The sequence below is a fragment of the Nocardioides sp. WJ219 genome (assembly GCF_058559815.1).
This window is the reverse complement of the sequence record NZ_JBZUJV010000001.1, coordinates 673,693-691,819: the sequence shown is the minus strand read 5'-3', so window position 1 is coordinate 691,819 and position 18,127 is coordinate 673,693. Positions and strand designations below refer to the sequence as shown.

Sequence of the window (18,127 nt, the reverse complement as noted above, 5' to 3'; positions counted from 1 at the left end):
CGACGGTCGCGCGCGTGTGGCGGCCGCCACGAGCCGGTGTGCCGCACGTCATAGGGTGGGCGGATGGCCAAGTCGTCGGTCTCCAAGCTGGTGCCCAAGGTCCCGGGCGTGCCCGGGGCCAGCCGGCGCGCGGCGTACTCGGCCTCCACGAAGCGGGCGCTGGTCGACGTGGCCGAGGAGCTGTTCACCGAGCACGGCTACGCCAACGCCTCCCTCGACCTCATCGTCGCCGGCGCCCAGGTCACCAAGGGCGCGCTCTACCACCACTTCTCCGGCAAGCAGGCCCTGTTCGAGGCCGTCTTCGAACGGGTCGAGGACGACGCCGCGCTGACGATCCAACGGGCACTCAGGGGCCGGCAGGACCCGTGGGAGAAGGCCCGCAGCGGGCTGCGCGCGTTCCTCGAGGTCGTCCAGCAGCCGCGCTACCGCCGAATCGTCGTGCAGGACGGCCCCGCGGTGCTCGGCTACGAGCGCTACCGCGAGCAGGAGGAGCGCTCGACGTTCGCCAACGTCGTCGACATCGTGCGGTCGGTGCTGGTGGCCGGGTCGTGGGAGCTCGACGAGGACATGGTGCAGACCTTCTCGCGGATCTTCTTCGGTGCGATGTCCTCGGCCGGGGAGTCGGTCGCGGTCTCCGACGACCCGATCGTCGCGGCGCAGCGCGTCGAGGTGGCGATCGGGTTCATCCTCGCCGGCTTCCAGGCCCTCACCGAGGCCGGCGTCGAGATGCCGGCCGGGCTCGAGGCGCTGGAGTAGCGCCGTCGGCCCTCACTCGAAGGCGACGTCCCCGCGGTCGGCGGGGACCAGCTCGATCCACGTGTGCCCGGCGGGCACCGTGAGCGCACCTGCCTTGGTCGCCAGCCGGAGCGGCGCGTCCAGCGACTTCTTGGTCCAGGTCCCCCGCACCAGGCGACCGCCGTGGAAGAGCAGGACCTCGCCCGAGCCGACCAGCTTGGTCTCGGGGACGGGATTGCCGGCCGGGTCGGTGTAGCCGGCGTCGCCCACCTGCACCCGCAGCACCAGCACCGTGTCGGCCGGGAACTCGTCGCCGTCGCCGGCGTAGCCGTTGTCGTTGACGTAGCCGCCGTCGCGGAAGGACCACGACGTCGTGTGGCTGCCGAAGCTCGCGTCGATCGAGGTCGCGGGCTGGCCGGCCGGCAGGTCGTCGGCGGTGCCGAACGGCAGGTAGTCCACCGGCCGGCCGGCGTCGCCCTCGGCAGACTTGGCGACCGCGCGCAGGTCGGTGAAGAGGTTGTACGGCATCGAGCGCGACGACTCGCGGAAGAACCCGGCCGACCCCTCCGCCACGTAGTCAATGCCGGCCTCGTCGAGCCGGTCGATGGTCACGCCGGCGGCGCCGCTGGTGACCATCGTGCCGTCGACCGGCGCCACGATGCCGATGTCGGAGGCGCGCATCGAGCGGACGGGGCCGACGTCGCCCGGGATCGTGGAGTAGTAGAAGGCCGCGAGCCGGGTGACCCCGCCCTCGACCAGCTCCTCCACGACGAGGTCGGCCTTGCCCAGCCCCTGCTGGGGCGCGCTCGACGGGGTGTTGTCGAGCTTCAGCACGAGCACGGGGTGCTTCTTGACCGACTCGCCCCGCTCGACCGGGAGCCCGGTCAGCGGCCAGGTGTCGGGGTCGCCGCTGACCTCGGCCCGCGGCGCGTCGACGGCCTCGGTGTCCTGGTCGGAGTCGGCTGCCGGGTCACCGCCACACCCGGCGAGCACCAGGCACGTCGCGGTGACGACCGCCAGGGCAGGGAGGCGGAGCGTGCTGGGGAAGGGCACGGGGAAGATCCTTCCGGACGGGGGACGGCGACGGTTGTCTACCGAGTCGGTGCACTAAGACACGCCCCAGTGTGCGCGCCGGTCCGCCGCCGGTGCGGCAGGCGGCCGGGCGTGTCGCCGGGAGCCCGGCGGGCGTGGTCTCGAGACGGCCGTGTCCGGCCTCCTCGACCACCGTCGGGAGCCGGCGCAGGCATCCCCGACCACTCTTGACGCTGGTCGAGCCGGGCGAGCGCCAGCGAGCCCGAGTCGAGACCCGGCGAGGTGCGCGTCCTCCTCGACCACCGTCGGGTGGCCGGGCGGCGCGGCTCAGCCGAGCTTGGCGCCGCCGTCGACGTAGAGGGTCTGGCCGGTGACGTAGGACGCCTCGTCGCTGCACAGGAACGCGGCGGCCGCGGCGATGTCCTCGGGGAAGCCGACGCGGCGGACCGGGTTGGCCTCGGCGTTGAGCTTGCGGAACTCCTCGACGTCCATCTTGAGCCGGGCCGCGGTGGCGTCGGTCATCTCGGTGGCGATGAAGCCGGGGGCGATCGCGTTGGCGTTGACGCCGAACGGGCCGAGCTCGATGCCGAGGGTGCGGGTGAAGCCCTGCACGCCCATCTTGGCGGCGGAGTAGTTGGCCTGGCCGCGGTTGCCGAGCGCGGAGACGCTCGAGAGGTTGAGGATCTTGCCGTACTTCTGGTCCACGAAGTGCTTCTGGGCGGCCTTGGTCATCAGGAACGCGCCCTTGAGGTGGACGCCCATGACCAGGTCCCAGTCGTCCTCGCTCATCTTGAACAGCAGGTTGTCGCGGGTGATGCCGGCGTTGTTGACGAGCACGTGGATGCCGCCGAGCTCGTCGACGACCCGGGCGATCGCGGCGTCGGCGTCGGCGCCGTTGCTGACGTCGGCGCCGACCCCGATGGCCCGGGCACCGTCGACCAGGGGCAGGCGGTCCGCGGCGTCGGTGGCCGCTGCCTCGTCGAGGTCGACCACCGCGACGGAGGCACCCTCCTCCGCGAGGCGCGTGGCGATGCCGAAGCCGATGCCTCGCGCTGCTCCGGTGATGACGGCGACCCGTCCGTCGTAGCGACCCATCGTGGTGACTCCTCTGCGAGTGGACGATCCGTGCGGGGCCCACGGTAGAGGAGCGGTCGGGTGCTCAGGCCAGGGCGTCGCGCAACCGCGCGGCGTACGACGCCGCCTCGCCGTCGGCGTACCTCGTGCGCGGCCAGAAGAACCCCCGCAGGCCGTCACCCTTGGTGCGCGGGACGACGTGCAGGTGCAGGTGTGGCACCGACTGGCTGACGGTGTTGTTCATCGCCACGAACGACCCCTGGGCGCCCAGCCCGTCCTTGACCGCGACCGCCAGCCGCTGCGCGGCCTCGAGGAAGCCGTCGCGGTTCTCGGCCGGCAGGTCGGGCAGCGTCTCGACGTGCTCGCGCGGCACCAGCAGCACGTGTCCCTTGAAGACCGGGCGCACGTCGAGGAACCCCACGAGGTGCGGCTCGTCGAGGACGACGTCGGCCGCCGACGTCCCCGCGACGATGCTGCAGAAGACACATCCGGGCACACCGCGACGCTACCGAGAAGCCGGGCTCGCCGCGTAACCCCATGGAAATCTGCAAGAAGTGCGCAACTTTTGCCCGCCGAAGGGTACGGCGGGGCGGTCCGCCTACCGAGAAGAACGGTGTGACCCACGTGCATCCCCCCACCTCCGTACGCCCCCCCGCTCCCGTTCACGCCGCTGCCGCCTTGGCAGTCCTGGCGCTCCTCCTCGGCGGGCTGCTGCAACCGGCTCCGACGGCCGCCGCGGCTGCCGCCGCCCCGACCTCCCGTGCCGTGGGACTCGCGTCGCTCGCGACGGCCAACGACGGCGCCGAGCACGGCGTCCGCGGATTCGTCGCGACCCCGCGGCACCGGACCTCGCTCTCGACCTCGGCGGCAGCCCGCAGCGGCGCGCGGTCGCTGCGGGTCCGCACCGGCCGCCCCCTCGCCGTCTGGGTCCGGGCGACGTCGGTGCGCACCACCCGCGTGCCGGCCGGGAGCACCGTCTACGCCCAGGCCTGGGTGCGGTCGGCGCGCGCCGGCCAGCCCGTGACCCTCGTCGTCCGCGAGATGGTCGGCGACCGCCTGGTGCAGCGGCGCACCGCGACCATCAAGCCGCGAGTCGGGACGTGGCGCCGCGTGCAGGTCATGACGCGCGCCCGTCGCGCCGGCAGTGCGGTCGGCGTCGTCGTGCGCACGCCCCGCACCTCCCGCCCGCTCGACCTGCTGGTCGACGACGTCGCCCTCGAGGTCACCCCGCCGCGGCCCCCGGCCCCGCCGACGCCGAACCCGCCGACTCCCCCGACCGAGCCCCCCACCACGCCGCCCGCCGGCGGCGGGACGCTGACCAACGGCTGCGTCCACGACGCCCGCGGCCTACCGTCCTGCGGCGCCTACCTCGGCGCGACGTACGGGTCGAACTCCGACCCGGCCACGCTGGAGAACCAGGTGGGCAACCGCCTCGGCGTGCGCCGCACCTTCTGGCGCCACGACCAGGTGGCCAACGCGGTGCGCACCGCCACCGGCGACGTCGCCGCCGGACGCCTGCCCTGGATCAGCTTCAAGCTCCCGTACTCCTGGGAGGAGATGACCGCCGGCCGCGGTGACGCCTGGACCCGCGACCTCGCCGAGAGGCTCTCCCGGGTCAACGGCCCGGTCTGGGTCGCCTTCCACCACGAGCCCGAGGGCGACGGCGACATCCAGGCCTGGCGCACGATGCAGGAACGGCTCGCCCCCCTGGTGCGGCGGACGGCCTCCAACGTCGCCTTCACCGTCGTGATGACCGGCTGGAACCAGTTCTTCGGCGAGGCGAAGTACAGCCTGGCCAACATCTGGCCCCGGGGCGTCGAGATCGACGTCGCCGGCTTCGACCTCTACAACGAGTACGGCGTGACCAAGAACGGCCGCAAGATCACCTCGTGGCCCGACTTCGACCGGGACTACTACGCCAAGATCAGCACCTGGGCCGAGTCCAAGGGCGTCGCGTGGGGGGTGGCCGAGACGGCGTACACCGACGAGGGCCACGCCCGCGACCCGCAGTGGATCGACAAGACCTACCGCGACCTCGTCTACCGCGGCGGCGTGGCGATGGCCTACTTCGACACCGTGCTCAACGCCTACGGCACCTGGCAGCTGGCCACCCCGGCCAAGCGCGCCTCCCTCGCCGCCCCGCTGCGCGGGTCGCCGTCGATGCGCTGACGGCGTCCGCGGCGGCGGGGCGGCGTGGGGCGGGGCTGGGTCAGCCCACCCAGCCGTCGCGGGCGTCGACCCCGGAGTCGGGGAAGTCGGCGAACACGCCGTCGACCCCGGCGTCGAGGTAGGCCTCGATCTCGCTGCGGACGTCGCCCTTGGCGTTGGGGTCGGTGCCGGTGCGGAAGTTGGTCGGCATGAACTGGTTCTCGTCGCGGACCGTGTAGACGACGACCCGGAGCCCGGCGCGGTGCGCGTCGCGCACCAGGGCACTGGGCGTGGTGGTGGCGCCGGCCGCGTTGCGCGGCAGGACCTGGCTCTTCTCCGGGCCGACCCAGTCGGCGTACCGGCGCACCTTGCGCAGACCCTCGGCCGAGACGATCTCGGCGTAGGTGGTGCCCTTGGCCGCCAGGTCGAACGGGCCGCCGCTCGCGCCGGTCAGCTGCACCAGCGGCACGTCGACGAGGTGGTCGAGGTCCTTGAGGTTGGAGACCTCGAAGGACTGGATGACGACGCCGCTCTTCTTGCGGTCCTTGCCGAACCGCTCCAGCGTGGCGACCAGCGGCTCCTCCAGGGAGAGCCCGATCGAGTCGAAGTACGTCGGGTGCTTGGTCTCCGGCGAGACGCCGATCTTGGTGCCGAGCTTCTTCTCCCACCGCTGCACCAGGCGCAGGACCTCGGCGAACGTCGGGACCTCGAAGCGGCCGTCGTAGCGGGTGTTGCCCGGGCGCACCTGCGGCAGCCGCTCCTTGGCGCGCAGCGTCTTGAGCTCGCGCAGGGTGAAGTCCTCGGTGAACCAGCCGGTGATGTTCGCGCCGTCGATCCGCTTCGTGGTGCGGCGGGAGGCGAACTCGGGGTGGTCGGCCACGTCGGTGGTGCCGCTGATCTCGTTCTCGTGACGGGCCACCAGGACGCCGTCCTTGGTCGAGACCAGGTCGGGCTCGATGTAGTCGGCGCCCATCCGGATCGCCAGCTCGTACGCCGCCAGCGTGTGCTCGGGCCGGTAGCCCGAGGCGCCGCGGTGGGCGAAGACGAGCGGCACGTCGAGCTGGCGGACGGCCTTGGCGGCGGCGGCGGGCTTGCGGTCGGTGGCGCGGGGAGCCGGGGCGGCCTCGGCGGAGAGCGCCGGGGCGAGCAGCGAGAGCGTGAGGAGGGCGGCGGTGGGCGCAGCGGTGCGCAGGATCCGAGGGGTCATGGACCGACACCATCGGTCCGGGGTGTCCGGGCGGTGAACGCCCCGTGGCCGTCAGTGGCAGATTCCGCCACAGGCGCGCGCCGCCGGCGCGACCACCCGCCCGCTGCCGTCGCGGGCGTCGAAGTGCTGGCTGTCGCCGCTGCCGTAGGTCCAGGAGAACCCGGCACGCAGGAAGATCCGGACCACGGGGTGGCTGCGCGAGCGCCAGGCGATCCGCGGGTGCGTCCGCGGCTGCCACCAGCTGTTGGGGACCAGCCCGGTCGCCGACCGGTAGGGGTTCTCCCAGGTGTTGACGTCGAGCGATCGGCCGTAGGAGTGCGGCGACCGGACGCCGGGCCGGTTGACGACCCAGCGGCAGTTGAAGCCCGAGGTGTTGCCGGCCGCCATGGAGCGGTGGTCGTCGGCGCCCTGGAGCCGGTCGGACCAGCCGAACCGGTCGACGCGGTACATCGAGCGGATCGGGTAGCGGCCGTCGTACATCGCGGTGAGGGCGCGGGCGTAGTTGTCGATCGCGGTGGTCGCGCCGACCACCTCGCCGCGGTAGCGGTAGCCGTCGTAGCCCCAGTAGTTGATGCGCAGGAGCCTCAGCCCGGCGCGGCCGACGGGGCAACCGTCGTGCCAGCTGCGGCCGGTCATGTCGTTCCACACCCGGTCGGTGAGGCGGCTGACGAACGGGTCGGCGCCGCGGGTCGTCGCCCGCGGCTGCGCGGGCAGCCGGACCCGCGGCCGGGGAGCACCGGCCGGCATCCGCACCGGTACGCCGGGCGGCCGGTTGTCGACACGGTGCACCGGGCTCCGGTCGCCCGTGACCCAGGCCGACGGCTCGGTGACTGCGCGCCAGCGGGTGTCGGTGCGGGGCCGGACGGTGAACGTCGCGCGCCCGCGGTCGTCGGTGCGCACCGTGCGGAACGCGCGCCACCGCTTCCCCGGCTCGGTCTGCTGGATCCTGACCCAGCCGGGCACCCGGGTGCCGTCGCCGGTGGTCGAGACGACCCGCAGGGTGACCTCCCGCTCGTCGACCACGCTGTCGGGTCCCGTGACGACGACCACCCCCCGCTTGCGGACCAGCCTCGCCGCGAGCGTCGTCGTCGCCGGGTCGGAGGTGTCGTCGCCGGCCCAGGTGGCCCGGAAGACGTTGTCCGACGGCGTCCGCGAGCGGAGCGCCGCCGCCGTCGCGCGCCCGGCGTCGTCGGTGACCACGGTGGCGAGCGGCGTCCAGGACCCGCCGACGCGCCGCTCCACCTCGACGGACGCGCCGGCGAGCGGGGTCTGGTCGGCGGCGCGCAACGACACCGTCAGCGTCGCTGTCGTGTCGGCGTACCCGGCGGGGGCGGTGAGGGTCAACGACGTCGGGTCGGCCGCCCGAGCGGGCGCGGCGACCAGGGTCAGCAGCAGGGCGACGACGGCAGCCAGGCGGACGGTCATGCCGCATCGTAGAGCGCGCGGTGGTGCGACGGAGGGGGACCCCGGGCACGAGGTGCCTGGGATCCTCCTCAGTCGAAAGAGTGGAGCTGCGGGGAATCGAACCCCGGTCCTCGAGCGTCGAACCAGGTCTTCTCCGGGTGCAGTCTGTGATGACGATTTTCTCGGCCCCGGCGCTCCCACAGACACGTCGCCGTCAGGCCCAGTCAGGTTTGAGTCCCGATCACCCCTCCTGACGAGAGGTGAGCAGCAAGTCTCCTAGATGACGCCAGGGTCCGGGACGGAGACGGATGCCCGGTCTGACGGTTCGATCACCGATCAGGCGGCGAGAGCGAACGAACTGCGCTTAGCGTCGGCAGTTATTGGTTTCCAGCGATCGTTTACGAGATGACGCTGGCTCCTCGACCCGCTTCTCCTGGAACTAACGTCCCAAGTCGAAACCGATCAGCCCCTCTTGAGTTGTCGTGCTCCACCAGTCTAGCGGGTGGGTCCCCCACCTGCTCCGGTCGGCGCTGGGCGCCCCGGGCGCTCCGAGCCGAGGAGGCGCTCGGCGTTGTGCCAGAGGACGTCGCGCAGCCAGTCGTCGCCGAGGCCGAGGGCCTCCAGCGCGTCGAGCTGGTCGACATAGGCGAACGGCAGCGTCGGGAAGTCCGAGCCCCACAGGACCCGTTCGCGCAGGTCGGCCAGCGCCCGGACCACGTCGGGGTCGAGGGGCTCACCGAAGAACGGGGTGATCGCCATCGAGGTGTCGAGGTGGACGTGGTCGTACCGGGCGGCGAGCCGGGCGAAGTCGAGGCACTCGGGGGCGCCGAGGTGGGCGACGACCACGACCAGGCGTGGGTGGTCAGCCAGCAGCCGCGCCATCGACGCCGGCCCCGTGTACGCCGTCCCGACCGGCCCCGAGCCGGCGTGCACCAGCACAGGGGTGCCGGAGGTGGCCAGCACGTCCCACACCGGGAGCAGCAGCGGGTCGTCGAGGTGGAAGCCGCCGACCTGCTGGTGGACCTTGAAGATCTCGACGCCGGCCTCGACCAGCTCGCCGACGTAGGTCGCGGCACCGGGCTCGGGGTAGAACGTCGCCGACCACACCGCCTCGGGCACCTCGGCGGCGAACCCGCGCGACCAGTCGTTGAGGTAACCGGCCACGCCCGGCTTGTGGGCGTAGGGCAGCGTGGTGAAGCGGCGTACGCCGAACGCGCGCAGCAGCGCCACCCGCTCCTCCACCGGCTGGCGGTAGCGGATCGGCCACTCGCGGCCGATCAGCGGGCCGGCGTCGTCGAAGACCCGCCACACCGCCCGCTCGATGGGCGGCGGCAGGAAGTGGGCGTGCACGTCGATGATCCCCGGCAGCCCGAGCCGCTCCCAGGACGCGCGGGTGCGCTCGACGGGCTCAGTCACGCATGCCCTTCAGCCGTCGACCGACGGCCTGCTCGATCTCGCGCTTGGCGGTGCGGTCGGCGATGGAGTGGCGCTTGTCCCACGACTTCTTGCCCTTGCCGACGCCGATCTCCACCTTGGCGCGACCGTCGAGGAAGTAGAGCGAGAGCGGCACGACCGAGAGGCCCTTCTCGCTGACCCGGCGCTCGATCTTGTCGATCTCGACCCGGTTGAGCAGCAGCTTGCGCTTGCGGCGGGCGGAGTGGTTGGTCCAGGTGCCCTGGGAGTACTCCGGGATGTGGACGCCGTGCAGCCAGGCCTCTCCCCCGTCGATGTCGACGAACCCGTCGACCAGCGAGGCCCGGCCCTGGCGCAGCGACTTCACCTCGGTGCCCTGGAGCACCAGGCCGGCCTCGTAGACGTCGTCGATGGCGTAGTCGTGCCGCGCCTTCTTGTTCTGCGCGACGAGCTTGCGCCCCTGCTCCCTGGCCATCCGTCCATCATCCCAGGCAGGGCAATCCCATTCCGAGGGCGGCGTCCCTGCGGCCTACAGGTAGCGCATCGGGTCGACGGCGGTGCCGTTCTCCAGCACGGTGAAGTGCAGGTGGCACCCGGTCGACCAGCCGGTCGTGCCGGAGTAGCCGATCACCGTGCCGCGCTCGACCTTGTCGCCCTCGCTCGCCCGGTAGCCGCTCAGGTGGTTGTAGACGAGCACCAGGCTGCGGCCGTTGACCTTGCCGAGCGAGAGGTAGAGGCGGTTGCCGTAGACCGAGTCGTAGTAGGTGTCGATGACGGTGCCGCCGGCCGAGGCGTACAGCGGCGCGCCGCAGCCGGTGCCGTAGTCGGTGCCGTTGTGCAGGCTGTAGTAGCCGTAGATCGGGTGGGTGCGGAAGCCGTACGGCGAGGTCACCGAGCCAGTGGTCGGCGCGCTGAGGTAGCCGTCGGAGCTGCCCGTGAAGCCGACCTGGTCGCGCTGGCTGCGGGCCAGCGCGAGCAGCTGCTGCTGGATCCGGTCCTCCCGGGCGCGCAGGGCCTGCAGCACCTGACGGTCGCGGGCACGGGCGGCGTAGGCGCGCTGCCGGTCGGACCTGGCCTCGGCGACCAGGCCCTGGACGCGGGTCTTGCCCGCGGCGGCCTCGGCGTACAGCGCGCGGACGTCGTCGAGGTGCTCGGCCGCCTCGACGCGCTTGGCCTCGACGGCGGCCTTGGTGCGCGCGACCTCGGCCCGCTCGTCGGTGAGCTCGGCCTCCAGCGTCTCCAGCTCGTCGAGGACCGTCTCCTGGCGACCGGTCACGACCTCGGTGCCGAGCTGGGTGGTGCCCAGCTCCTCCATCGAGCCGCTGCGCAGCACGCTGCCCATCGCCGCCAGGCGCGGGTCTCCCTGGGTGTAGATCGAGATAGCCGTCTGCCGGGCCAGGTCCTGCTGGTGGGTCGCGGCGGCCTCGGCACGCTCCATCGCCGCGGTGGCCTCCTCGAGCTCGCGCTCGGCCACGACGAGCTCGGCCTGGAGCTCCTCGTCGCGCTCGCGGGCGGTGACCAGGCGGGCCCGGGTGTCGATCAGCTCGCGGCGCGCGGCCCCGAGCCGGTCGAGGGTGCCCTGGAGCGTGGTGGTCGCCCGGGTGACCGCGCGGCTCGCCTCCTCGAGGTCGGAGGTCGCGTCGGCGATCCGGCCCTCGACGTCACGCTGGCGCGACCGGAGGTCGTCGTCCTCGTCTGCTTGGGCGAACGGGACCGCGAGAGCCGCGACGCCGACCAGGCCGACACAGGCCACGGTCAGGCGCTGGCGCGCGGCGCTGGGGAAGAAGCGCACAGGGGAAGCCAATTCGTTCGGGGAAGTGAACTCCTCGACCGTAGGCGACCGGGGTCAGAATCTGAGGTATTTGCGGGTCAGCAGGAGTGTCGGGACGATCGTCAGCACGAGTCCGGCGATCCCGATCACGACGACGGCGACGACGTAGTCGGACCACCCGATGAACGGCAGCGCGTCGAACTCGGCGTCGAGGACGTCGATGACGCCGAACTTCATCAGGGCGGCCAGACCGGCGGCGGAAAGCGCGACGCCGATCAGGGCGTTGAACATGGCCTCGAGCAGGAACGGGAGTGCGATGAAGATCCGTGAGGCGCCGACGAGGCGCATGATCTCGATCTCCTTGCGGCGCGCCAGTGCGTTGAGGCGGATCGTGTTGGTCACGAGCATGACCGCCGCCACCAGCAGGGTCACCGAGGCACCCCAGGCCGACCACTTGATCACGTCGAGGATGGTGAACACCGGCCCGACGAGCTGCTCGGCGGGCACGATGCTGCGCACGCCGTCGAGGTCCTGGACGGCGCTCTCCACCCCGTCGTAGTCGTCGGGGTCGACCAGCGTGATCCGGATCTCCTTCGGGATGTAGTCCGCAGTGATCAGCGGGTCCGTCCCGGTGAGCTGGTCCTCGGTGACGATCCCGAGCTCCACGATGTTCTCGAGCCCCTCCTCCTTGGAGATCACCTCAACCCCGTCAGCAGCCACTTCGGGGTTGGACCGGATGGTGTCGAGGATCGCGGCCTCCTGCTCGGCCGTGACCTCGGTGGTGCACTGGGGGTAGTCCGTGTCGTCCGGCGCACAGAGGTACACCTTCACCTGGAGCTCGTTGCCGATCACCTTGGTGGTCAGGCTCGCCTGCTGGTTGAGCAGGATGCCGATCCCGGCGAGCGAGAGCGAGACGAACAGCGTGATGATCACCGAGGCGTGCATAGACATGTTGCGACGCAGGCTCTGGCGCAGGTTGGTGCTGACGTGGCGCAGCTGCATGAAGCGGGGTACTCCTGGGATCGAGGGGGAAGATCGGTCGAGCGGTGCGGCGCGGGAGACGGCTAGTGCTGGAAGCCGTAGACGCCGGTCGCCTCGTCACGCACCACGACGCCGTGGTCGAGCTCGACGACGCGCTTGCGCATCTGGTCGACGACGCCGTGGTCGTGGGTGGCCATCAGCACGGTGGTGCCGGTCTGGTTGATCCGGTCGAGCAGCTTCATGATCCCGGCCGACGTGGTCGGGTCGAGGTTGCCGGTCGGCTCGTCGGCGATCAGGATCATCGGCTCGTTGACCATCGCCCGAGCGATGGCGACCCGCTGCTGCTCACCGCCGGAGAGCTCGTCGGGCATCCGGTCGGACTTGTCGGCGAGGCCGACGAGCTCGAGCGTCTCGGGGACGGTCCGGCGGATGTCGCGCGTCGACCGGCCGGTCGCCTGCATCGCGAACGCGACGTTCTGGCTGACGTTCTTGGTCTGCAGGAGCCGAAAGTCCTGGAACACGGTGCCGATCTGGCGACGCAGCCGCGGCACCTTCCAGGTCGCCAGCCGGTTGATCTCCTTGCCGGCGACGTAGATCCGGCCGGTGGTCGGACGCAGCTCGCGCAGCACCAGCCGGAGGGCGGTGGACTTGCCCGATCCCGACGCCCCGACCAGGAACACGAACTCGCCCTTGTCGACGTCGATCGACACCTGGTTGAGCGCGGGCTTGCCGGGTCCGGGGTAGGACACGGTGGCCTTCTCGAAGCGGATCACCGGATCGACGGTACCGGGAGTACGCGCCAGCACCCGGATCGGCGTGTCCGGGCGCCGGGACGACCGTGACGCAGGTCGCGACGACCGGGATCCGCGTCGTCACGACCGGGATCCGCGTCGTCGCGACCGGGATCCCGGTCACCGCGACGGGGATCCCGGTCGTCGGGTCAGTACGGTGACGTGGTGTCCCGAGCCGTCCGCGTCGCCCTGCTCGCCGTTGTCGCGACGGTCGTGCTGGTCGCGGGCGGGTTGGTCATCGGCGGGTCGGGCGACGACGACCCCACCGACGCCGGCAGCCCCTCCCCCACGCCGACCACGGCCCCGGTCGTCCCGTTGAGCGACGTCGACACGCTCACGGCCGCCGTGACGCGGGCGGAGTTCTGCGACGCCGTCGACCCCGTCGCGGTCGAGGCCGCGCTCGGCGCACCCCCCACCGACACGACGTCGTACGCCGACGGTCAGTCGGCCCAGGTGACCGGTCAGGTCGAGGACATCGCCCACGAGTTCGGTTGCGGCTGGTCGACGCGCACCGCCACGGCCCGGGCCTGGGTCTTCACCCCGCCGGTCACCCGACGCACGGCCACCAACCTGGTCGCGGCCGCGCGGGCCGAGGACGGCTGCACCCCCCAGCCGGCGGCGCCGGCGTTCGGCGACCCGACGGTCGCCCTGGCCTGCAAGACCCGACGCGGGGTCCAGGCGTCGTTCCGCGGCCTGTTCGGCGACGCCTGGCTCACCTGCACGATCGCCGGCGGGGTCGACCGGGACGAGGCCCTCGAGCGGGCCGACCGGTGGTGCGTCGCCGTCCTCGACGCCGTCCGGGCCTGAGCCGGACCGGCGCCGGGCCGCTCAGGCGGCGGCGAGGGTGCGCCGTGCGGAGCGGGCGACGAGGCACAGCGGCAGCACCATCAGGACCACGCCGAGCAGCCAGAAGTCGAGCGGCGGGCCGGTCATCGTCGACATCGCCGCGGCGACGAGCGGGAACGCGACCGCACAGCCGAGGGCGAAGGCGCCGGTCACGCGGGCGACGCGCGGAGCCGCGAGCGGGAGCCACCGCTGCCCGGCGCCGGTGACGGCCAGGGCCAGCACGGCGCCGGTGATGGCCACCGCGCCGCCGTACTCGATCACGCTGTCGAGGGCGGCGTAGAGCCAGGTGTCGGGTGCCATGCCCTTCGCCCGCGAGCCGAGGTCGAGGCCGCTGTCCCAGACGAACGGCTGCACCACCATCACCGCGAGCAGCAGCAGGGCGGTCCGCCGCGTGCTGGCCGTCGCGAGCACCTCCTGGTAGGCCGGTGCCACGTCGTCGACCTCGCCGAAGTCGGCCAACGCGCGGGCCACCGCGGTCTCGTGGTCGACGCCGGCCTCGACGAGGGCCTCCGTGGCGTCGTCGAGGTGGTCCCCGGCCTCGGCCACGAGGCTCCGCCGCGCGCGGCGTGGACCGACCAGGCGCGCGTCGAGGCGGGCCAGGTAGGTCTCGTGCGCGGTGCTCACGACGCCCATGGTCGCGCGTCGAGCGGGGCTGCGCATCGGGGAGGACCCTGACATCACGACGGCCGCAGGACGGCGGAGACCACGTCGGCGAACGACGTCCACTCCTGTCGCTTGGCCGCCAGGACGGCCACCCCGGCGCGCGACAGGGTGTAGGTGCGCCGCTTGCGGCCGGTCGCGCTGGACCAGCTGCTGTCGAGGTAGCCGGCCGACTCGAGCCGCCGCAGCGCGGGGTAGACGGTGCCGGTGGGCAGCTCGAGCGCCCCACCGCTGCGCACCGCCAGCGCCTCGATGATCGCGTAGCCGTGCAGCGGGCCCGGCTCGAGGGTGCTCAGGATCATCGCGTCGAGGTGACCGCGGAGCGCGTCGGCCTTCATGTAGACAGCCTACACGTAGATGACCTACGGTCCATTGCGTTGCCTGTCTACACATCGAGAGGTGCCCATGACCGCCACCGTCCCGCCCACCGCCCCACCCCGTCGTACGCCGTTCACCCGGCTCGCCGGTTGGTCCCGCCGTCACCACTGGACCGCCCTCGTGGCGTGGCTCGTGCTGCTCGGCGCGACCCTCGCCGCCGCGAGCGTCGCCGGTGACGACTACCGCAACGACTTCTCCCTGCCCGGGACCGAGTCCGAGCGGCTGACCGACCTGCTCGCCGCGCACGCCCCCACCCGGCAGGGCGACACCGTGACCGTGGTCGTGCAGGCAGAAGGTGGCGTGGCCGCCCGCGGCGACGACGTCGACGCGCTGGTCGCCGCGCTCGGCGGGCTCGACCACGTCGCGTCCGTCCAGCCGCCCGACCCCGACGGTGGCACCGTCTCGCCCGACGGCACCCTGGGCCTGGTCACCGTGGTGCTCGACGGGCCGACCGGCGACGTGCCGCGGGAGGCCAAGGAGGCCATCGTCGACACGGCCCTCGGCGCGGCGGGCGACGAGGTCGACGGCCTCCGGGTCGAGCTCACCGGCGACGCCGTCCGCGAGGTCGAGGAGGGCGGCGGCGGAGGCGCGGAGGGCGCCGGGATGCTGGCCGCGCTGGTGATCCTGCTGTTCCTGTTCGGCTCGCTGCTCGCCGCCTCGCTGCCGCTGGTCACCGCGGTGCTCGCCGTCGGCACCACCGTCGGCGTGGTGACGCTGGCCTCGCACGTGCTGACGATCCCCGACTACACGCCCCCGGTGCTGGTGCTCGTGGGCCTCGGCGTCGGGATCGACTACGCCCTGCTGGTCTTCGCCCGCTTCCGCTCCGAGCTCGTCGGCGGCGCCACGCGTGCGCAGGCGGCCGACACGGCGCTCGACACCGCCGGCCGCTCGGTGCTCTTCGCCGGTGCGACCGTGGTGATCGCCCTGCTGGGCCTGCTCACCCTCGGCCTGGCCTCGATGGAGGGGCTGGCGCTCGCGGTCACCCTGACCGTGCTGATGACGATGCTCGCCTCACTCACGCTGCTGCCGTGCCTGATCACCCTCTTCGGAGCCCGCCTCGAGCGCAGCGTGCTCCGCCGCGCCGCGCGCGCCGAGGCCCGCGGCCGCGAGCCGGGACGCCGCTGGCGGGCCTGGGCCGACCGGGTGCACCGCCGCCCGCTGCCGGCGCTGCTGGCCGCGGTGGCCGTGCTGGGCGCGCTGTGCGTGCCCGCGCTGTCGATGCACCTCGGGCTGGCCGACGCCGGCAACGACGCCCCCGACCGGACCAGCCGGCAGGCCTACGACCTCGTCGCCGACGGGTTCGGGCCCGGCGCCAACGGGCCGCTGGTGCTGGTCGCCGAGGCCGAGGGCGAGAGCGAGGCCGACGCCGGCCGGGCGGCGTACGACGTGGCCACCGGCACCGCCGGCGTCGCCTCGGTCACGCCACCCCAGGCGTCGTCGGACGGCGCGATCACCACCAGCCTGGTGTTCGCGACCACCGCACCGCAGGACGAGGCGACCGCCGACCTGGTCGAGCGGCTGCGCGCCGACCTGCCCGAGGGCGCCGTCCTGGGTGGCGAGACCGCGGCGACCGCCGACTTCGCCGACGCCGTGGCCGACCGGTTCCCGGTCTTCGTCCTGGTGGTGGTGGGGCTGTCGGCGCTGCTGCTCCTGGTCGTCTTCGGCTCGGTGCCGGTGGCGCTCAAGGCGGCCTGCCTCAACCTGCTCTCGATCGGGGCCTCGCTCGGCGTGGTCACGCTGGTCTTCGACCGGGGCTGGTTCGGCGTCGCGCCCGGTCCGGTCGAGGCGTTCGTGCCGGTGATGATCTTCGCGATCGTCTTCGGTCTCTCGATGGACTACGAGGTGTTCCTGGTCAGCCGGATGCACGAGGTGTGGACCCGCACCGGCGACGCCCGCACCGCGGTGCGCGAGGGCCTGGCCACCACCGGCAGCGTCATCACCGCCGCGGCGGCCATCATGATCGTGGTCTTCGGGGCGTTCGTCCTGTCCCCCGACCGGATGCTGCAGCAGTTCGGGCTCGGGCTCGGCACGGCCGTCCTGCTCGACGCGCTGGTGATCCGCTGCCTGGTGGTGCCGTCGGTGATGACCCTGCTGGGGCGCACCGCCTGGTGGTCGCCGGCGTGGCTGCGCCGTGCCCTGCCGCGGGTGCGGGTCGAGTGAACGGCCGCCGCACCCCGCGCTGGGTCAAGGTGGTCCTCGGGGTCGTGGTCGTCGGCGTGCTGGCCGTCGCGACGTTCGTGACGGTGGTGGTGACCAGCTACGTGACCGCCGACGTCGACACCGTCGGCGACGTCGACTTCGACCGGCCGCTGGCGATCCCGCCGCTGGCGGGGTCGCGGGTGGTCGACGGCGTCCGCACCTTTGCACTGGAGATGCAGGAGGGCGAGGCCGACCTCGGACGCGCGGCACCGACCCCCACGTGGGGGTTCGACGGCGCCTACCTCGGCCCCACGCTCCGGGCCACGCGCGGCGAGCGGGTCGCCGTCGAGGTGCACAACTCCCTGCCCGAGACCTCCACCGTGCACTGGCACGGCATGCACCTGCCGGCCGAGATGGACGGCGGCCCGCACCAGCCGGTCGCGCCCGGTGAGACCTGGCGCCCCTCCTGGGAGGTCGACCAGCCGGCCGCGACGCTCTGGTACCACCCGCACCCGCACGGCGAGACCGCCCGCCACGTCCACCGCGGCCTGGCCGGGATGTTCGTCCTCGACGAGGAGCCCGGCTCCCCCGAGGCGGCGGTGCAGCAGCGCCTGCCCCACGACTACGGCGTCGACGACGTCCCGGTGATCGTGCAGGACAAGCAGTTCGACGGCTCCGAGCTCGACGAGTCCGGCTCGCTCTTCTCGGGCACCGGTCTGCTCGGCGACACGATCCTGGTCAACGGCACCCCGACCCCCCACCTCGACGTGACGACCGAGCGGGTGCGGCTCCGGCTGCTCAACGCCTCCAACGCGCGGACCTACCGGTTCGTGCTCTCCGACCGGCGTCGCTTCGACGTGGTCGCCTCCGACGGCGGCCTGCTGCCGGCGCCGGCACCCCTCACCGAGCTGTGGCTCTCCCCGGGCGAGCGCGCCGAGGTGGTCGTGGCGGTGGAGCCGGGCAGCGACGTCGTCCTGCGCAGCGAGCGCACCGGCCAGCGTGGGGGCGGGCGCTTCCAGGGCGGCGATGACCGCTTCGACGTGCTGCAGCTGCGCGCCGCCGACGCCCTCGACCCCTCGCCCGAGGTCCCCGACGTGCTGGCTCCGGCGCCCGACCTCGGCGACGAGGTCGTGCGCACCCGGACCTTCGAGCTCTCCGGCACCTCGATCAACGGGCGGGACATGGAGATGGGTCGCGTCGACGAGGTCGTCGAGGTCGACACCACCGAGCGCTGGGTGGTCCGCAACACCGACGGCGGCCCGCACAACTTCCACGTCCACGACGTGCAGCTCCTCGTCGAGTCGTACGACGGCCACCCGCCGCCACCCGAGCTGGCCGGCTGGAAGGACACCGTCTTCCTGCCCCAGGGCACCGAGGCGTCGCTGGTGATGCGGTTCCGCGACCACGCCGACGCCGACTCGCCGTACATGTTCCACTGCCACCTGCTGCGCCACGAGGACCAGGGGATGATGGGTCAGTTCGTCGTGGTCGCGCCCGGCGAGGACGCCGGCGACGTAGGAACCGAGGTCGGCCACGACCACTGACTCC

The 18,127-nt window shown here is 72.8% G+C and carries 17 protein-coding genes and 1 other RNA gene; 5 read left to right on the top strand and 13 right to left on the bottom strand.

The features are described 5' to 3' along the window. The first annotated feature begins 63 nt into the window (after positions 1 to 63). Positions 64 to 756, top strand: a complete 693-nt coding sequence (locus AC4MBH_RS03350; protein ID WP_491792916.1) for a TetR/AcrR family transcriptional regulator — start codon at positions 64 to 66, stop codon at positions 754 to 756. Positions 757 to 768: 12 nt separating this feature from the next. Here the strand turns inward: AC4MBH_RS03350 and AC4MBH_RS03345 are convergent, their stop codons facing one another. The 3 genes from AC4MBH_RS03345 to AC4MBH_RS03335 form a co-directional block, all read right to left on the bottom strand. Beyond that, positions 769 to 1,788, bottom strand: a complete 1,020-nt coding sequence (locus tag AC4MBH_RS03345) for a DUF3048 domain-containing protein (RefSeq protein WP_491792915.1) — start codon at positions 1,786 to 1,788, stop codon at positions 769 to 771. A gap of 306 nt (positions 1,789 to 2,094) precedes the next feature. Further along, on the bottom strand, positions 2,095 to 2,862 hold the full coding sequence (locus AC4MBH_RS03340) for an SDR family NAD(P)-dependent oxidoreductase (RefSeq protein WP_491792914.1): 768 nt from the start codon (positions 2,860 to 2,862) through the stop codon (positions 2,095 to 2,097). Between the two features lie 64 nt (positions 2,863 to 2,926). Beyond that, the gene (locus AC4MBH_RS03335; protein ID WP_491792913.1) at positions 2,927 to 3,337 is read right to left on the bottom strand and encodes an HIT family protein; all 411 of its coding nucleotides are present in this window, start codon (positions 3,335 to 3,337) and stop codon (positions 2,927 to 2,929) included. A 182-nt stretch (positions 3,338 to 3,519) separates the two neighbouring features. On the opposite strand from AC4MBH_RS03335, the gene AC4MBH_RS03330 reads away from it, so the two are divergent. Then, positions 3,520 to 5,010, top strand: a complete 1,491-nt coding sequence (locus tag AC4MBH_RS03330) for a hypothetical protein (protein WP_491792912.1) — start codon at positions 3,520 to 3,522, stop codon at positions 5,008 to 5,010. 40 nt (positions 5,011 to 5,050) lie between these two features. Here AC4MBH_RS03330 and AC4MBH_RS03325 read toward each other — a convergent pair whose 3' ends face one another. The 8 genes from AC4MBH_RS03325 to ftsE form a co-directional block, all read right to left on the bottom strand. Then, on the bottom strand, positions 5,051 to 6,196 hold the full coding sequence (locus AC4MBH_RS03325) for a glycerophosphodiester phosphodiesterase (protein WP_491792911.1): 1,146 nt from the start codon (positions 6,194 to 6,196) through the stop codon (positions 5,051 to 5,053). A 51-nt stretch (positions 6,197 to 6,247) separates the two neighbouring features. Beyond that, a complete protein-coding gene (locus AC4MBH_RS03320; protein WP_491792910.1) occupies positions 6,248 to 7,621 on the bottom strand; it encodes a M15 family metallopeptidase in 1,374 nt (457 codons plus the stop codon). 78 nt (positions 7,622 to 7,699) lie between these two features. Continuing rightward, positions 7,700 to 8,070, bottom strand: a transfer-messenger RNA (tmRNA) gene (gene ssrA, locus AC4MBH_RS03315). A 25-nt stretch (positions 8,071 to 8,095) separates the two neighbouring features. After that, entirely contained in the window at positions 8,096 to 9,016 is a 921-nt protein-coding gene (locus AC4MBH_RS03310; protein ID WP_491792909.1) for an amidohydrolase family protein, read from the bottom strand. Next, entirely contained in the window at positions 9,009 to 9,488 is a 480-nt protein-coding gene (gene smpB / locus AC4MBH_RS03305) for an SsrA-binding protein SmpB (protein ID WP_491792908.1), read from the bottom strand. The genes AC4MBH_RS03310 and smpB overlap by 8 nt, the downstream gene beginning before the upstream one ends. 54 nt (positions 9,489 to 9,542) lie before the next feature. Then, positions 9,543 to 10,805: a peptidoglycan DD-metalloendopeptidase family protein gene (locus tag AC4MBH_RS03300; protein ID WP_491792907.1), complete on the bottom strand. Its 1,263-nt coding sequence runs from the start codon at positions 10,803 to 10,805 to the stop codon at positions 9,543 to 9,545. Positions 10,806 to 10,859: 54 nt separating this feature from the next. Then, positions 10,860 to 11,786 (bottom strand): permease-like cell division protein FtsX, encoded by a 927-nt coding sequence (gene ftsX, locus AC4MBH_RS03295; protein WP_491792906.1) that lies wholly within the window; start codon positions 11,784 to 11,786, stop codon positions 10,860 to 10,862. A gap of 62 nt (positions 11,787 to 11,848) precedes the next feature. Beyond that, a complete protein-coding gene (ftsE, locus tag AC4MBH_RS03290; RefSeq protein WP_491792905.1) occupies positions 11,849 to 12,538 on the bottom strand; it encodes a cell division ATP-binding protein FtsE in 690 nt (229 codons plus the stop codon). A 183-nt stretch (positions 12,539 to 12,721) separates the two neighbouring features. Between ftsE and AC4MBH_RS03285 the strand changes: the two genes are divergently transcribed. Beyond that, complete coding sequence (locus tag AC4MBH_RS03285; RefSeq protein ID WP_491792904.1) at positions 12,722 to 13,363, top strand: hypothetical protein; 642 nt, start codon at positions 12,722 to 12,724, stop codon at positions 13,361 to 13,363. Positions 13,364 to 13,384: 21 nt separating this feature from the next. On the opposite strand, the gene AC4MBH_RS03280 is transcribed toward AC4MBH_RS03285, so the two are convergent. Both AC4MBH_RS03280 and AC4MBH_RS03275 read right to left on the bottom strand, forming a co-directional pair. Next, entirely contained in the window at positions 13,385 to 14,026 is a 642-nt protein-coding gene (locus AC4MBH_RS03280; protein ID WP_491792903.1) for a permease prefix domain 1-containing protein, read from the bottom strand. Positions 14,027 to 14,079: 53 nt separating this feature from the next. Next, positions 14,080 to 14,400, bottom strand: coding sequence for a PadR family transcriptional regulator (locus AC4MBH_RS03275; RefSeq protein ID WP_491792902.1), 321 nt, complete (start codon positions 14,398 to 14,400; stop codon positions 14,080 to 14,082). 67 nt (positions 14,401 to 14,467) lie between these two features. On the opposite strand from AC4MBH_RS03275, the gene AC4MBH_RS03270 reads away from it, so the two are divergent. Together AC4MBH_RS03270 and AC4MBH_RS03265 are read left to right on the top strand one after the other, a co-directional pair. Beyond that, the gene (locus AC4MBH_RS03270; RefSeq protein WP_491792901.1) at positions 14,468 to 16,600 is read left to right on the top strand and encodes an MMPL family transporter; all 2,133 of its coding nucleotides are present in this window, start codon (positions 14,468 to 14,470) and stop codon (positions 16,598 to 16,600) included. Further along, positions 16,597 to 18,123, top strand: a complete 1,527-nt coding sequence (locus AC4MBH_RS03265; RefSeq protein WP_491792900.1) for a multicopper oxidase family protein — start codon at positions 16,597 to 16,599, stop codon at positions 18,121 to 18,123. Before AC4MBH_RS03270 ends, AC4MBH_RS03265 begins: the two co-directional genes overlap by 4 nt. The last annotated feature ends 4 nt before the right edge of the window (positions 18,124 to 18,127 follow it).

Excerpts from the sequence above, each read along its gene's own strand:
- AC4MBH_RS03350 (WP_491792916.1), top strand. The coding sequence starts at position 64 with ATGGCCAAGTCGTCGGTCTCCAAGCTGGTGCCCAAGGTCCCGGGCGTG.
- AC4MBH_RS03340 (WP_491792914.1), bottom strand. The coding sequence starts at position 2,862 with ATGGGTCGCTACGACGGACGGGTCGCCGTCATCACCGGAGCAGCGCGA.
- AC4MBH_RS03325 (WP_491792911.1), bottom strand. The coding sequence starts at position 6,196 with ATGACCCCTCGGATCCTGCGCACCGCTGCGCCCACCGCCGCCCTCCTC.
- AC4MBH_RS03320 (WP_491792910.1), bottom strand. The coding sequence starts at position 7,621 with ATGACCGTCCGCCTGGCTGCCGTCGTCGCCCTGCTGCTGACCCTGGTC.
- smpB (WP_491792908.1), bottom strand. The coding sequence starts at position 9,488 with ATGGCCAGGGAGCAGGGGCGCAAGCTCGTCGCGCAGAACAAGAAGGCG.
- ftsX (WP_491792906.1), bottom strand. The coding sequence starts at position 11,786 with ATGCAGCTGCGCCACGTCAGCACCAACCTGCGCCAGAGCCTGCGTCGC.
- AC4MBH_RS03275 (WP_491792902.1), bottom strand. The coding sequence starts at position 14,400 with ATGAAGGCCGACGCGCTCCGCGGTCACCTCGACGCGATGATCCTGAGC.
- AC4MBH_RS03270 (WP_491792901.1), top strand. The coding sequence starts at position 14,468 with ATGACCGCCACCGTCCCGCCCACCGCCCCACCCCGTCGTACGCCGTTC.